The sequence below is a fragment of the Ancylobacter sp. WKF20 genome, from assembly GCF_029760895.1.
Taxonomy (GTDB): Bacteria; Pseudomonadota; Alphaproteobacteria; order Rhizobiales; family Xanthobacteraceae; genus Ancylobacter.
The window spans coordinates 3,044,189-3,058,213 of sequence record NZ_CP121679.1 but is presented as its reverse complement, the minus strand read 5'-3'; the positions used below and the strand labels follow the sequence as shown (position 1 = coordinate 3,058,213).

The window sequence follows — 14,025 nt, the reverse complement described above, 5'->3', positions numbered from 1 at the left end:
CCGCCTGCCGGCCCATCGCAACGGCCCTCCTCGCCCTGGCGCTTGTCGCGCCCGCCCTCGCCGAAGCGCCGATCACCGAGATCGAGATCGGCCCGCGCCCGTTCTATCTCGTCGGCGAGATGAAGGACGGCGCGCTCAAGGATCAACTGGCCCAGTGCAAGGGGCCGTTCACGGCGAAGAACTTCTCCATCGCCCATCGCGGCGCGCCGCTGCAATTCCCCGAGCATACGCGCGAGGGCTATATCGCGGCCGCGCGCATGGGGGCGGGCGTGATCGAATGCGACGTCGCCTTCACCAAGGATCGCCAGCTGGTTTGCCGTCACGCCCAGTGCGACCTGCACACCACGACCGACATTCTCGCCCGGCCGGAGCTGGCCTCGAAATGCACGCAAGGCTTCCAGCCGGCCGATCCCGTCACCGGCCGCAAGGCCAGCGCTAAATGCTGCACCAGCGACTTGACGCTCGCCGAGTTCAAGTCGCTGCGGCCGAAGATGGATGGCTTCAACCCGCGTGGGGTGACGGTCGAGGAATATATGGACGGCACGCCGAGCTGGCGCACCGACCTCTATGTGAACCGGGCGACGCTGGTCTCGCATAAGGAATATATCGAGCTGGTGAAATCGCTCGGGCTGAAATTCACGCCCGAGCTGAAGACGCCGGAGGTCGCCATGCCCTTCGAAGGCGGCTACACGCAGGAGCATTACGCCCAGCAGATGATCGACGAGTACAAGGCGGCCGGCGTCGATCCGCGCAATGTCTACCCTCAGTCGTTCCGGCTGGACGACGTGCTCTACTGGCTCAAGGCCGAGCCGGCCTTCGGCGCGCAGGCGGTCTATCTCGATGGCCGCGACGAGGGCAATAAGGGCTTCGACAACATGAAGCCCGAGACCTGGCAGCCTTCCATGAAGGAGCTGGCCGACAAGGGCGTGAAGATCCTCGCCCCGCCGCTCTGGATGCTGGTGACCCATAAGGACGGCAAGATCGTGCCCTCCGTCTATGCCGAGGAAGCGAAGAAGGCCGGGCTCGGCCTCATCAGCTGGTCGCTGGAGCGTTCCGGCCCGCTGAACACGGGCGGCGGCTATTACTACCAGTCGGTCAAGCCGGTGATCGACCGCGACGGCGACATGCTGGCGCTACTCGACGTGCTCGCCCGCGACATCGGCGTGATCGGCGTGTTCTCCGACTGGCCGGCAACCACGACCTTCTACGCCAACTGCCTGAAGCTGAACTGAGGTTGCGCCTCAGCCGACGCCGAGGATGAGGAACCAGACCGAGACGGTGAACAGGCTCAGCGCGGTCGAGAGCGAGACCGCGCTGGCCGAGGCGGTGACGCCGGCCTTGTAACGCTGGGCGAGCAGATAGGCGTTCACCCCGCTCGGCATGGCCGCGAACACCACCGCCACATCCGCCCAGACCGGCGGCATGGGGAGCACGCGGGTGAGCCCGTAGACGATGCCGGGATGCACCACCAGCTTGAGTGCGGTGATGACGACGGCCGGGCCAAGGTCGCCGCGGATCGGGTAGCGGTGGAGCGCGAGGCCGAGCGAGACCAGCGCGCAGGGCACCGCCGAGGCGGCGAGCATGTCCAGCGTCTGCTTGAGAACGCCGGCAGGTGCATAGCCGACAATCTTGGCGATGGCGCCGGCATAGATACCGAGCAGGATCGGGTTGAAGGCCAGCATCCGCCCGAGCTTCGACAGGCCCTTGAGCGAGAAGCCGACGCTGGCGCCTTCGGTGAGCACGGTGGCGACCACCATCATCACCGGCAGATGAATGGCGATGAGCAGGAACAGTGGCACCGCCCCCTCCGGCCCGAAGGCCTGGAGGATGAGCGGCACGCCGACAAATACCGTGTTCGCCTGGCCGGAGGTGAAGCCGTGGATCACCGATTCCACATGGTCGCGCCCGAAGAGCCGCTTCGCCGCCGTCATCCCGAGGGCGAAGACGATGAAGGCACCGGTGAAATAGGCGATCCAGTAGCCCCAGGGCTGACCTTCCGCTGGCAGTTGCGCTTCCGCCAGCGTCTTGAAGATCAGCACCGGCACGGCGAGGCCGAAGACATATTCGGACAGGCCGTCGGCCGCCCGCTCGCGCAGATGGCCGGAAAGCGAGGCGACATAGCCGAGCCCGATCAGCCCAAAGACCGGCGCCACGATGTAGGCGATGGCGCTGAGCTGAGCGAGCATCATCGCGTCATGCTGCCGCGACGACGGCGGCGCTGGATACCAGATGCGAGCTGCGCACCGGCACCATCACGTCGATCCGCGCCCAGAGCCGCTCGGCCACCTCGACCGGGGCGACGAAGGCGATCTCCGCCCGCATGTCGCCGAGATGGGCGGGGTCGATCCGGCCATCCTCCGGGCCGTCGAGCCGCACGCGGGTGGGCTGGACATCGTGGATCGCGAAGGGCTCCAGCAGGCGGAGCATGAGATTGGGGTGCGCATCCGCCTCGACGACGAGGCGATGACGAAGAAGACCGGCGGTCATGGCAAATTCCGATGACGAAAAGGGCAGGGAACAGGCGCGTCAGAACTCCCGGCCGATCAAGTCGGCCGGGCGACGAATTCGCCGATCCGCGCGCACAGGCGCCCTCTGGGTCGTCATTTCGAACATGGTGTGGAAACTAGGCCGGCAGGTGCGGCGCCGTCAATGGGGCAGCAGCATTGCCAAATGGTCGAGCCAAGGCGGCAGGGCCGGCACCTCATGCAGCAGCCGGAAGGCGGGCGGCTCCTCCGGGCAGCTTCCCGCGCCGCATTCGACGAGGGTCGACAGGCCGTTGACCATCGTCAGCACGCAGATGACGAACAGCGCGGCGATCCCGGTCAGGGACAGGCGGCGGCGCCGGTGGAAGCTGGTCTTTTGGCGGTCGATCAGCATCAGCAGGGCGCCGCCGGCGATGAGGCTGGCGAAAAGGGTCACGGCCCAGCTATAGGCGACGGGCTCAAGCGGGGGGGCTGAATGGGTCCGCAGATCCGGGGTGATCTGCATGAGCACCTGGCGTGCCGCGATCATCGCCCCGGCCACGGCCGACAGGATGGCGATGACATAATGGCTCGCCCGCGCCCCGAAGCGCAGATTGAGGGCGAGACCGACGGCAATGCCGATGAACGCGATGCGCTGCATGATGCAGAGCGTGCAGGCCACGTTATGCCTGTGCGCCTGATCCACCGTGGTCAGGGCGAGTATCAGCCCGAGTACCAGGATGCCTCCGGCATTCAGGCGCCGCGACGCTTCCAGCGACAGGCGGGGCAGAATTTCCAGCGCCAAATCGGGTGGCGCGCCGGCGTCGCCGGATGACGTCTGTTGAGGGGAGCCCGAGGACGAGCCGCCTTTCGGCAGGGTGGGCTTAGGGGACGGCGGCATGGCGCTACAGGATCATCCGCAACGTGTCGGCGGCGTGACCGCGGAACAGCACCAGCAGGATGAGCATCGAGGTGAGCCAGCACAGAATGGCGAGCCGTCGATGGCCGACAGACACGAAGATGAGCGCGGCAAACAGTCCAAGAAAAGGCAGGCTCATCATTTCCGCGCGACCCAGCCTGCGTGACGCACGCCGGCACCCAAGCAGCCCGACTGGACGGTCTCATGACACTCTGAAAGATTCGTTAGCTGATGGATCCAATCGGGTCCATCCCATGAATTTAGCCGATTACCTAACGGCACCCTTGGGGGTGGAGTCGCCCGGCTAAAGGAAGCTCTGCGGGTCGATGTCGATCTCGACCTTGAGGTCGCCGCGCGCGCGCGGGGCCGCCGCCATCCAGCCGCGTACATAGGCCGACAGATCGAAGCCGCGCTCGGCGCGGGCGAGCAGGCGGAAGCGGTGGCGCCCGCGCACCAAAGCGAGCGGGGCCTCGGCCGGGCCGAGCACGCGCACTTCGTTCGACAGCGGAGAGGACGCGGCCAGCGCCCGAGCATGGGCCTGCGCGGCATGGGCGTCCGAACCGGAGACGATCAGCGCGCAGAAGCGGGCGAAGGGCGGCAGATGCGCCTCCTCGCGAATGGCGATCTCGCGGTCATAGAAAGCGTCGCGGTCGCCGGCGACGAGCGCCTGCATCACCGGGTGCTCGGGCATATAGGTTTGCAGGAAGGCACGCCCCTCGACGCTGTGCCGCCCGGCGCGGCCGGCGACCTGGTGCAGGAGCTGGAAGGTGCGCTCCGCTGCGCGTGGGTCGCCATGACCAAGGCCGACATCGGCGTCGATGACGCCGACCATGGCAAGGCCGGGGAAGTTGTGGCCCTTGGCGACGAGCTGGGTGCCGATGACGACATCCACCTCGCCATCCTCGATGGCTTTCAATTCCGCCCGCAGCCGCTCCACCCCGCCGGCAAGGTCGGAGGAGAGCACCTGGAGCCGCGCATGCGGCAGGAGGCTCGCCGCTTCCTCATGCAGCCGCTCGACACCGGGGCCGCAGGGAATGAGGCTGTTCGGCTCATGGCAATGCGGGCAGTCGCTCGGCACGGGCGTGGCGAAACCGCATTGGTGGCATTCGAGCCGCCGACGGAAGCGGTGCTCGACCAGCCAGGACGAGCAGGAGGGACAGCGTATGCGATGCCCGCAGGCTCGGCAGAGGGTGAGCGGGGCATAGCCGCGCCGGTTGAGGAACAGGAGCGCCTGTCCGCCGGCCTCGATGGTCCTCTCCATTTCCTGCGCGAGGCGCGGGGCGATCCAGCGCCCGCGCGGCGGGCCTTCCTTGCGCAGGTCGATGGGCTCGAGGCGCGGCACGCGGGTGCCGGCGAAACGCTCGGGCAGATGCAGCCTTGTATAGCGGCCGCGCCGGGCATTCACCTCGGTCTCCAGCGAGGGCGTCGCCGAGACCAGCACGACGGGCGCCGCCTCCAGCCGGGCGCGCACCACCGCCATGTCGCGGGCGTGGTAATGGACGCCGTCCTCCTGCTTGTAGGCGCCGTCATGCTCCTCATCGACGATGATGAGGCCGAGATCGGTGAAGGGCAGGAACAGCGCCGAGCGCGCGCCGGCCACCACGCTCACCTCGCCCGCCGCGACGCCCTTGAAGATGCGCCCGCGCCGCTTCGAGCTTACCGCCGAATGCCACTCCGCCGGGCGCACGCCGAAGCGGCGGGCGAAGCGGTCGAGAAACGCCTGCGTCAACGCGATTTCCGGCATGAGGATCAGCGTCTGCCGCCCCTGCCGGATGGTTTCGGCCACCGCCTCGAAATAGGTCTCGGTTTTGCCCGAGCCCGTCACGCCATCGATGAGATGCGGGGCGAAGGCGCGAGTCTTCACCGCCGCCACCAGAGTGTCAGCCGCCTCCCGCTGGGCGGGAAGCAGCGCCGGCGTGTCGTGGTCGGGATCGGGCGTCTCGGCGGCGGGCTCGGGGGGCAGGACGATGGTTTCCAGCACGCCGTCGTCAATCAGCCCGTCGATCACCGAGGGAGAGACCGCCGCCTCGCGCGCGGCTTCCGCCTTGGCGCGCACGAATCCATCCGCCAGCGCCTCCAGCACCCGCGCGCGGGCGGAGGTGGCGCGCTCGGGGCGCCGGTCGGTGAGGCGCACGCCGGTGCGCTCGCGGGCGAAGCCGGCGCTCTCGTCATGGCGCAAAGCGAGGCGCAGCACCATGCCAGGCGGCGTCACCGTGTAGTCGGCGATCCAGCGGATGAAGGCGATCATTTCCGGAAGCAGCGGCGGCACGTTGTAGCGGCGCTGGATCGGCTTGAGCTTGGCGGGGTCGACGGTGGGCGCATCCGCCGCGCGCGGCCAGACGCAGCCGAGCATGTTGCGCGGGCCGAGCGGCACCACGACGATATCGCCCGGCGCCACCTCCATGCCCTCCGGCACGCGGTAGGAATAGGCCGCGCCGATTGCCACCGGCAGCAGCACATCCACCACGCGCACCGGCGTGGCGAAGAGGGTGGGGGAATCGGAGGCGGCCATGGTCGTCCTTCATAGCGCATCGCCGGGCCGGGAGGGAAAGCGTGCAACGGGAAGGCAAGTGTCCCGCCATGACGCCGGGAGCGGAGAAGTCGTGGATCCTCGGGCCGAGCCCGGGGATGACGATCTGAGGGAAGGGGGATGTGCTCCCTGCCCGTCACGTCGAATTTTAACCCCAGCGGCGCATGATCCTGCGAACAGGCGAGGCCGGGATCGGACCATGGCGGCAAGCGACGGACAGAAGGCGGAACGGGCGCAGAAGATGCTGCTGGCCGGCGCCACGCCGGATGTGGCGGCGGCGCTCACCGGCTGGCTCGGGCGCCTCGCCCATGAACGGCGCCTCTCGCCCAAGACGCGCGAGGCCTATGCGCGCGACATGACCAGTTTCCTGCTGCTGCTTGGCGATCATCTCGGCGCGAAGCCGGACCTGCCGGCCCTCGCTGCGTTAACCCCGCGCGATGTGCGCGCGGTGATCGCCGCCCGGCGGGCCGAGGGGATCGAGGCGCGCACGCAGATGCGTTTTCTCGCCGCCGCCCGCTCCTTCGGCCGGCACATGGAACGCGAGGGGCTGGGCAAGGTCGGCGCGCTCGCGGCGGTGCGCGCGCCGCGCATTCCCCGCACCTTGCCGCGCCCGCTCTCGCCGGCCGATGCCCGAGCCGTGGCGGACCCCGACACGCGCGCCGGCGAGGCGCGCGAGCCGTGGGTACTGGCGCGCGACGCGGCGGTGCTGGCGCTGCTCTATGGCTCGGGCCTGCGAATCTCCGAGGCGCTGGGCCTGATGCGGCGCGACATGCCGGAGCCCGGAAGGGGCGACCAGATCCTCGTTCACGGCAAGGGTGGCAAGACGCGTATGGTGCCGGTGCTGCGCGCCGTGCTGGAGATGGTGGCGGCCTATGCCCGTGCCTGCCCGTTCGAGCTGGAGCCGCAGAAGCACCTGTTTCGCGGGGTGAAGGGCGGGCCGCTCTCGCCCCGCATCGTGCAGCTTGCGATGGAGCGGATGCGCGGCAGCCTCGGCCTGCCCGACAGTGCGACGCCGCACGCGCTGCGTCATTCCTTCGCCACCCATCTCCTCGGGCGCGGTGGCGATCTGCGCTCCATCCAGGAACTTCTCGGCCACGCCTCACTGTCCACCACGCAGATCTATGCGGCGGTGGATTCGCAGACGCTGATGGCGGCGTGGAAGGCTGCCCATCCCCGCGCGCGGTGAGACGCTGGCCTACACGCCTGCGTGAGATCACGCGATTGCTGGCTTTTGCGGCACTCCGGTGCCGCTGCCGCACTTTTCAGCGGGGCGAGCTTGGGCGACACTTTCCCCATCGTGAACCACGACAGGAGAGTGTCTGATGAAGCGTGTCGCGACCGCCCTCTGTGCCCTGGCCTTCACCGCCGCCATTTCCGGCGCGGCTCTCGCCGACTGCCCCGCCCATGCCTCGACGACCCAGACACAGACGCCGGTGAAGGGCTCCTGAGCCTTTCCGCCTGAACAAGCGAAAGGCCCGGAGGGACGACCTCCGGGCCTTTTTGCGTGCCATGCGATGTCGCCCGCGGGCGGTGCCGTCACATATGGATGGAACGACTCTCCGCCGCCATCGCCGCTTCCTTCACCGCTTCCGAGCGGGTGGGGTGAGCGTGGCAGGTGCGGGCGAGATCCTCGGAGGAGCCGCCGAATTCCATCAGCACCGCCGCCTCGTGAATGAGCTCGCCGGCCTCGGAGCCGATGATGTGGACGCCGAGCACCCGGTCAGTCGCGGCATCCGCCAGCACCTTCACGAAGCCATCGGTCTCGTCATTGGCCTTGGCGCGGCCATTGGCGAGGAAGGGGAACTTGCCGACCTTATAGGCGACGCCGGCGTCCTTCAGTTCTTCCTCGGTCTTGCCGACGGAGGCGACTTCCGGGTGGGTGTAGACCACGCCCGGAATGACCTCGTAATTCACATGGCCGGCCTGGCCGGCCAGCAGCTCGGCAATGGCCACGCCCTCATCCTCGGCCTTGTGGGCGAGCATCGGGCCGGTGATCACGTCGCCAATGGCGAAGATGCCGGGCACGTTGGTGCGGTAGTAATGATCAGTCACGACGCGGCCGCGCTTGTCGGTCTCGACGCCCAGCGCCTCAAGGCCAAGGCCCTGCGTGTAGGGCACGCGGCCAATGGCGACGAGCACCACATCGGCCTCCAGCGTCTCGGCGGCGCCGCCCGCGGCGGGCTCGACAGAAACCTTCAGCGTGGCGCCGGAGGTGTCGACGCCGGTGACCTTGGAGCCCAGCTTGAAGGCGAAGCCCTGCTTCTGCAGGATGCGCTGGAAGGACTTCGCGACATCAAGATCCATGCCCGGCAGGATGCGGTCGAGATATTCGACGACCGTCACCTCGGCGCCGAGGCGGCGCCACACGCTGCCGAGTTCGAGGCCGATGACGCCGGCGCCGACGACGACCAGCTTGCCCGGCACCTTCTCAAGCGCGATGGCTCCGGTGGAGGAGACGATGCGGGTCTCGTCGATCTCGATGCCCGGCAGACGGGCAATGTCGGAACCGGTGGCGATGACGATGGCCTTGGTCTCCAGCGTCTGCGCCGAACCGTCGGCCAGGGCGATGTCCACCTTGCCGGCGGCCGGAATGCTGGCCGTGCCGTGATAGGTGTCGACCTTGTTCTTCTTCATCAGGAAGGCGACACCCTTGACGTTGCCTTCCACCGCCTGGTCCTTGAAGCCGAGAAAGGCGGCATGGTCCAGCTCGGGCGCACCGACCTTGATGCCCATCTTGGCGAAGCTGTGGCCGGCTTCCTCGAAGCGGTGCGAGGCGTGCAGCAGCGCCTTGGAGGGGATGCAGCCGACATTGAGGCAGGTGCCGCCAAAGGTGGCGCGCTTCTCGACCACCGCGACCTTGAGCCCCAGCTGGGCGGCGCGGATGGCGCACACATAGCCGCCGGGGCCGGTGCCGATGACGACGAGATCGTAGGACATGGACGCAGCTTCCCTGAATTCGAAGGTGGTCAGCCTGCCTTCTGGACGGCGAGGCGAAGGCCGAGCAGCACGAAGGTTGCGCCGGTTACCCGGTTGAACCAGCGGCCGCCGGCCGCGAAGCGTGCCCGCACGGCGGGATTGGTGAAGAACAAGGTGACGCCGGCAAACCAGGCGATGAGCGCGCTCGCCATGCCGATGCCATAGAGGAAGATCACCGGCACCGGCGTCTCATGGCTCACCATCGCCGAGAACAGCGACAGGAAGAACAGTACCGGCTTGGGGTTGAGCGCATTGGTGAGGAAGCCCATGCCGAAGCAGGCGGGCAGCGAGACGCGCCCCGCTTTTCCGGCATCGGCCGTGAGGGCGCGCTCGTCGAAATTCATCGGCGTTTCGAAGAAGGAGCGGATGCCGAGATAGACGAGATAGGCGACGCCCAGCCACTTGATCAGCGCGAACAGCGCCAGAGACTGGGAGACGATGAGCCCGATGCCGAGGATGGTGTAGGAGATGTGGAACAGCAGCGAGGCGCCGATGCCGAAGCTGGTGACCAGCGCGGCTTTGCGTCCATGCACGACGCTCTGGCGCACGACGAGGGCGAAATCCGCCCCCGGCGCGACGATCACCACGGCGAACACGGCCATCAGGGCCGCGAATTCGCTGACGTAGGTCATTCTCCCCTCCGCCGGAGCCCGGTCCGGATCACAGATCCAGCACGAGGCGGGTCGGATCCTCCAGCGCTTCCTTGACGCGCACGAGGAAGGTGACGGCGCCCTTGCCGTCGACGATGCGGTGATCGTAGCTCAGCGCGAGATACATCATCGGGCGGGCGACGATCTGGCCCTTCACCACGACCGGGCGCTCCTCGATGCGGTGCATGCCGAGAATGCCCGACTGCGGCGCGTTGAGGATCGGGGTCGACATCAGCGAGCCGTAGATGCCGCCATTGGTGATGGTGAAGGTGCCGCCCTGCATGTCCTCGATGCCGAGCTTGCCGTCGCGCGCCTTGCGGCCGAGGCCGGCAATGGTCTTCTCGATACCGGCGATCGACAGGTTGTCGGCGTCGCGCACCACCGGAACGACGAGGCCCTTGTCGGTGCCGACGGCGATGCCGATGTGGTAATAGTTCTTGTAGACCAGATCATTGCCGTCGATCTCGGCATTGACCTCGGGCACGTCCTTGAGGGCCTGGATCACCGCCTTGGTGAAGAAGCCCATGAAGCCCAGCTTCACGCCGTGCTTCTTCTCGAACACGTCCTTGTACTGGGCGCGCAGGCTCATCACCGCCGACATGTCGACATCGTTGAAGGTGGTGAGCATCGCCGCGGTGCTCTGCGCGTCCTTCAGCCGCTTGGCGATGGTCTGGCGCAGCTTGGTCATCTTCACGCGCTCTTCGCGCGCGGCATCGTCCGGCGCGGAGGGGGCGCGCACGGTGACAGGGGCGGCGGCCGCAGCCGGGGCAGTCGCGATAGCCGCGAGCATGTCGCCCTTGGTCACGCGGCCATCCTTGCCGGAGCCGGCGAGCATCGCCGGGTTGAGGCCGCTCTCGGCGGCAAGCTTGGCGACGGCGGGGCCGTTGGCGCCAGCCGGCGCGGCGGCGGGGGCCGCAGCGGGCGCCGGGGCGGCGGGCTTGGGAGCCTCGACCTTCGGGGCTTCCGCCTTGGCGGGCGCGGGGGCCGCGGCCGGAGCGGCCTTGGCGGCCGCGCCGCCCTCGCCGATGGAGCCGAGCAGCGCGCCCACGCCGACCGTCTCGCCATCCTTGGCGACGATCTCGGACAGCACGCCGGCCGCCGGGGCGGGAACCTCGATGGTGACCTTGTCAGTCTCCAGCTCGACGATCGGCTCGTCGGCCGCGACCGCCTCGCCGGCCTTCTTGAACCACTTGCCGATGGTCGCCTCGGTGACCGATTCGCCCAGCGTCGGAACGCGGATCTCGGTGGCCATGCTCGTTGTTCCTCACCCTTTGCCGGCCCCTGGACCGGCACTCCCTCAGTTCAGTCGGAATATCAGCCCAGAGCGTCCGCGAGGAACGCCTTGAGCTGCGCGAGATGCTTGGACATCAGGCCCGTCGCCGTTGCCGCGGACGCCGGACGGCCAGTGTAGCGCGGGCGCGACGAGGCCGAGCCCGCCTGCTCCAGCACCCACTCCAGATAAGGCTGCACGAAGGCCCAGCCGCCCTGGTTCTTCGGCTCTTCCTGGCACCAGACGACTTCCGCCTGCTTGAAGCGGGAAATCTCCTGAGCCAGCGTCTTGAGCGGGAACGGGAAGAGCTGCTCCACGCGCATCAGATAGACATCGTCGATGCCGCGACGCTCGCGCTCCTCATAGAGGTCGTAATAGACCTTGCCCGAGCAGAGCACGACGCGGCGGATCTCGCCATCGGCCTTCAGCTTCACCGCCTCGGCCGGCTGGTTGGTGTGCGCGCGATCCGCGTCGTCCCACAGCACGCGGTGGAAGCTGGTTCCGGCGTCGAACTCGGCGAGCGTGGAGACGGCGCGCTTGTGGCGCAGCAGGCTCTTCGGCGTCATCAGGATCAGCGGCTTGCGGAAGTCGCGCTTCAGCTGGCGGCGCAGGATGTGGAAGTAGTTCGCCGGCGTCGTGCAGTTGGCGACCTGCATGTTGTCTTCGGCGCACATCTGCAGAAAGCGCTCGAGGCGGGCGGAGGAGTGCTCCGGGCCCTGGCCCTCATAACCATGCGGCAGCAGGCAGACGAGGCCGGACATGCGCAGCCACTTGCGCTCGCCCGAGGAGAGGAACTGGTCGAAGATGACCTGCGCGCCATTGGCGAAGTCGCCGAACTGCGCTTCCCACATCACCAGCGCGTTGGGCTCGGAGAGCGAGTAGCCATACTCGAAGCCGAGCACCGCCTCTTCCGAGAGCATCGAGTTGATGACCTCGTAACGGCCCTGGCCCTCGCGGAGATAGTTGAAGGGCGTGTGGCGCTCCTCGGTCTCCTGGTCGATCAGCACCGAATGGCGCTGGGAGAAGGTGCCGCGCTCGCAATCCTGGCCGGAGAGGCGCACCGGGTGGCCTTCGAGCTGGAGCGTGGTGAAGGCGAGCGCCTCCGCCGTCGACCAGTCGATGCCCGCGCCGTCCTCAAGGATCGCCTTACGGCGCGCGTCAAGGAAGCGCTGGATGGTGCGGTGGAGGTGGAAGCCCTCCGGCACGGTGGTGATCTTGTCGCCGATCTCCTTGAGCACGTCGATCGCCACGCCGGTATTGCCGCGGCGCGGATCGTCCTCGGAGGCAGCGGCCTTGAGGCCGGCCCAGCGGCCGTCCAGCCAGTCGGCCTTGTTCGGCTTGTAGGCCTGGCCCGCCTCGTACTCGGTGTCGAGACGCGCGCGCCACTCGGCCTTCATGCGATCGAACTCGCCGGCCTCGATCGCGCCCTCGGCTTCGAGCTTCTTGCCGTAGAGCTCCAGCGTGGTCGGGTGCTGCTTGATCGCCTTGTACATCAGCGGCTGGGTGAAGGCGGGCTCGTCGCCTTCATTGTGGCCGAAGCGGCGGTAGCAGAACATGTCGACCACCACCGGCTTCTTGAAGCGCTGGCGGAACTCGATGGCGATCTTGGCGGCGAAGGTGACGGCTTCCGGGTCGTCGCCATTCACGTGGAAGATCGGCGCCTCGATGGTCTTCGCCACATCCGACGGATAGGGCGAGGAGCGCGAGAAGCGCGGATAGGTGGTGAAGCCGATCTGGTTGTTGATGATGAAGTGGATCGAGCCGCCGGTGCGGTGACCCTTCAGGCCGGAGAGGCCGAGGCACTCGGCGACGACGCCCTGGCCGGCAAAGGCCGCGTCACCATGGATCAGCAGCGGCAGCACCTGCGTGCGCTCGATATCGCCGAGCAGATCCTGCTTGGCGCGCGACTTGCCGAGCACAACGGGATCGACGATCTCGAGATGCGACGGGTTGGCGGTGAGCGACAGATGGACCTTGTTGCCGTCGAACTCGCGGTCCGAGGAGGCGCCGAGGTGATACTTCACGTCGCCGGAGCCCTCGACCTCGTCGGGGGCCCAGGAGCCGCCCTTGAACTCGTGGAACAGCGCGCGGTGCGGCTTGCCCATCACCTGGGTCAGCGTGTTGAGGCGGCCGCGATGAGCCATGCCGAACACGATCTCCTGCACGCCGAGCTGGCCGCCGCGCTTGATGATCTGCTCCAGCGCCGGAATCAGCGACTCGCCGCCATCGAGGCCGAAGCGCTTGGTGCCGGTGTAGCGGACATCGAGGAACTTCTCGAAGCCTTCCGCCTCGACCAGCTTGTTGAGGATCGCGCGCTTGCCCTCGCGGGTGAAGGTGATCTCCTTGTCGGGCCCTTCGATGCGCTCCTGGATCCACGCCTTCTCCTCGGGCGAGGAGATGTGCATGAACTCGACGCCGAGCGTGTGGCAGTAGGTGCGCTGGAGGATGGCGACCATCTGGCGGACGGTCGCGAATTCCATGCCGAGCACGTGGTCGATGAAGATCGGCCGGTCGAGATCGGCTTCCTGGAAGCCGTAGGACGCCGGGTCGAGCTCGGGCGCGGAACGCTCCGGCTCAAGACCGAGCGGGTCGAGCTTGGCATGGAGATGGCCGCGCATCCGGTAGGCGCGGATCATCATCAGCGCCTTGACCGAGTCGCGGGTGGCCTGCTGGACATCGGCGGAGCTGAGCTCGACACCGGTCTTCTGGGCCTTCTCGGCGACCTTGGCCTCGACCTTCTTGCCGACCGCCTTCTCGACCTCGATCCAGTTGCCGTCCATGGCCGAGACCAGCTCGCCATTGGCGTGGATCGGCCAGCCCTGCTTCTTCCACGAGGCGCCGCGGGCGCTCTTCTCGACGTCGGCCGGCGCATCCTTGAGGCCGGCGAAGAAGGCCTGCCACTGCGCGTCGACGGAGGAGGGATCCGCCTCGTAGCGGGCGTACAGATCCTCGATCCAGGCCGCATTGGCGCCGTAGAGGAAGGAGGTGTTCAGGAAAACTTCGTTCAAGTCCGCGCGCGACATCGTCGGCTCCTGGGGGACCGCTGCGGTCCGGTGGAGACGCTTTACAGCCGGTCGTCGGTGCCCGGCGGGGGGCGGCCTAGGGTCCGGTGCTCCGAGGCTCGGAGCGAAAGCGCTTAATCAGCGAGTATATAGGTCTCGTGTTGACTTCATGAATGCCGCAGGAATGCGGCACCGTCATGCAAAATGGCAACTTGT

The 14,025-nt window shown here is 67.7% G+C and carries 12 protein-coding genes; 3 read left to right on the top strand and 9 right to left on the bottom strand.

Annotation, left to right across the window (positions count from 1 at the left end; translation table 11 throughout):
* Window positions 1-14: 14 nt before the first annotated feature.
* Entirely contained in the window at window positions 15-1,232 is a 1,218-nt protein-coding gene (locus AncyloWKF20_RS14065) for a glycerophosphodiester phosphodiesterase family protein (protein WP_279317980.1), read from the top strand.
* Between the two features lie 9 nt (window positions 1,233-1,241).
* On the opposite strand, the gene AncyloWKF20_RS14060 is transcribed toward AncyloWKF20_RS14065, so the two are convergent.
* From AncyloWKF20_RS14060 to AncyloWKF20_RS14040, 5 genes are all read right to left on the bottom strand, one after another.
* Entirely contained in the window at window positions 1,242-2,186 is a 945-nt protein-coding gene (locus AncyloWKF20_RS14060) for an AEC family transporter (RefSeq protein WP_279317979.1), read from the bottom strand.
* Between the two features lie 7 nt (window positions 2,187-2,193).
* Entirely contained in the window at window positions 2,194-2,487 is a 294-nt protein-coding gene (locus AncyloWKF20_RS14055; RefSeq protein ID WP_267584845.1) for a hypothetical protein, read from the bottom strand.
* Between the two features lie 159 nt (window positions 2,488-2,646).
* Window positions 2,647-3,363, bottom strand: coding sequence for a disulfide bond formation protein B (locus AncyloWKF20_RS14050; protein ID WP_279314644.1), 717 nt, complete (start codon window positions 3,361-3,363; stop codon window positions 2,647-2,649).
* Between the two features lie 4 nt (window positions 3,364-3,367).
* Entirely contained in the window at window positions 3,368-3,523 is a 156-nt protein-coding gene (locus AncyloWKF20_RS14045) for a DUF5993 family protein (RefSeq protein ID WP_279314643.1), read from the bottom strand.
* Between the two features lie 162 nt (window positions 3,524-3,685).
* Window positions 3,686-5,893, bottom strand: coding sequence for a primosomal protein N' (locus AncyloWKF20_RS14040; protein ID WP_279314642.1), 2,208 nt, complete (start codon window positions 5,891-5,893; stop codon window positions 3,686-3,688).
* 217 nt (window positions 5,894-6,110) lie between these two features.
* Here AncyloWKF20_RS14040 and AncyloWKF20_RS14035 point away from each other — a divergent pair, with 217 nt between their 5' ends.
* Both AncyloWKF20_RS14035 and AncyloWKF20_RS14030 read left to right on the top strand, forming a co-directional pair.
* Window positions 6,111-7,097, top strand: coding sequence for a tyrosine recombinase XerC (locus AncyloWKF20_RS14035; protein WP_279314641.1), 987 nt, complete (start codon window positions 6,111-6,113; stop codon window positions 7,095-7,097).
* A 136-nt stretch (window positions 7,098-7,233) separates the two neighbouring features.
* The gene (locus AncyloWKF20_RS14030) at window positions 7,234-7,359 is read left to right on the top strand and encodes a hypothetical protein (protein ID WP_267584850.1); all 126 of its coding nucleotides are present in this window, start codon (window positions 7,234-7,236) and stop codon (window positions 7,357-7,359) included.
* Between the two features lie 88 nt (window positions 7,360-7,447).
* On the opposite strand, the gene lpdA is transcribed toward AncyloWKF20_RS14030, so the two are convergent.
* From lpdA to AncyloWKF20_RS14010, 4 genes are all read right to left on the bottom strand, one after another.
* Complete coding sequence (gene lpdA, locus AncyloWKF20_RS14025; protein WP_279314640.1) at window positions 7,448-8,848, bottom strand: dihydrolipoyl dehydrogenase; 1,401 nt, start codon at window positions 8,846-8,848, stop codon at window positions 7,448-7,450.
* A gap of 29 nt (window positions 8,849-8,877) precedes the next feature.
* Complete coding sequence (locus AncyloWKF20_RS14020; protein WP_279314639.1) at window positions 8,878-9,519, bottom strand: LysE family transporter; 642 nt, start codon at window positions 9,517-9,519, stop codon at window positions 8,878-8,880.
* 28 nt (window positions 9,520-9,547) lie between these two features.
* Entirely contained in the window at window positions 9,548-10,789 is a 1,242-nt protein-coding gene (gene odhB / locus AncyloWKF20_RS14015) for a 2-oxoglutarate dehydrogenase complex dihydrolipoyllysine-residue succinyltransferase (protein ID WP_279314638.1), read from the bottom strand.
* Window positions 10,790-10,851: 62 nt separating this feature from the next.
* Complete coding sequence (locus AncyloWKF20_RS14010) at window positions 10,852-13,830, bottom strand: 2-oxoglutarate dehydrogenase E1 component (RefSeq protein ID WP_279314637.1); 2,979 nt, start codon at window positions 13,828-13,830, stop codon at window positions 10,852-10,854.
* Between the last annotated feature and the right edge of the window lie 195 nt (window positions 13,831-14,025).

Excerpts from the sequence above, each read along its gene's own strand:
- AncyloWKF20_RS14040 (WP_279314642.1), bottom strand. The coding sequence starts at position 5,893 with ATGGCCGCCTCCGATTCCCCCACCCTCTTCGCCACGCCGGTGCGCGTG.
- AncyloWKF20_RS14030 (WP_267584850.1), top strand. The coding sequence starts at position 7,234 with ATGAAGCGTGTCGCGACCGCCCTCTGTGCCCTGGCCTTCACCGCCGCC.
- AncyloWKF20_RS14035 (WP_279314641.1), top strand. The coding sequence starts at position 6,111 with ATGGCGGCAAGCGACGGACAGAAGGCGGAACGGGCGCAGAAGATGCTG.
- AncyloWKF20_RS14060 (WP_279317979.1), bottom strand. The coding sequence starts at position 2,186 with ATGCTCGCTCAGCTCAGCGCCATCGCCTACATCGTGGCGCCGGTCTTT.
- lpdA (WP_279314640.1), bottom strand. The coding sequence starts at position 8,848 with ATGTCCTACGATCTCGTCGTCATCGGCACCGGCCCCGGCGGCTATGTG.
- AncyloWKF20_RS14045 (WP_279314643.1), bottom strand. The coding sequence starts at position 3,523 with ATGATGAGCCTGCCTTTTCTTGGACTGTTTGCCGCGCTCATCTTCGTG.
- odhB (WP_279314638.1), bottom strand. The coding sequence starts at position 10,789 with ATGGCCACCGAGATCCGCGTTCCGACGCTGGGCGAATCGGTCACCGAG.
- AncyloWKF20_RS14050 (WP_279314644.1), bottom strand. The coding sequence starts at position 3,363 with ATGCCGCCGTCCCCTAAGCCCACCCTGCCGAAAGGCGGCTCGTCCTCG.
- AncyloWKF20_RS14020 (WP_279314639.1), bottom strand. The coding sequence starts at position 9,519 with ATGACCTACGTCAGCGAATTCGCGGCCCTGATGGCCGTGTTCGCCGTG.
- AncyloWKF20_RS14010 (WP_279314637.1), bottom strand. The coding sequence starts at position 13,830 with ATGTCGCGCGCGGACTTGAACGAAGTTTTCCTGAACACCTCCTTCCTC.
- AncyloWKF20_RS14055 (WP_267584845.1), bottom strand. The coding sequence starts at position 2,487 with ATGACCGCCGGTCTTCTTCGTCATCGCCTCGTCGTCGAGGCGGATGCG.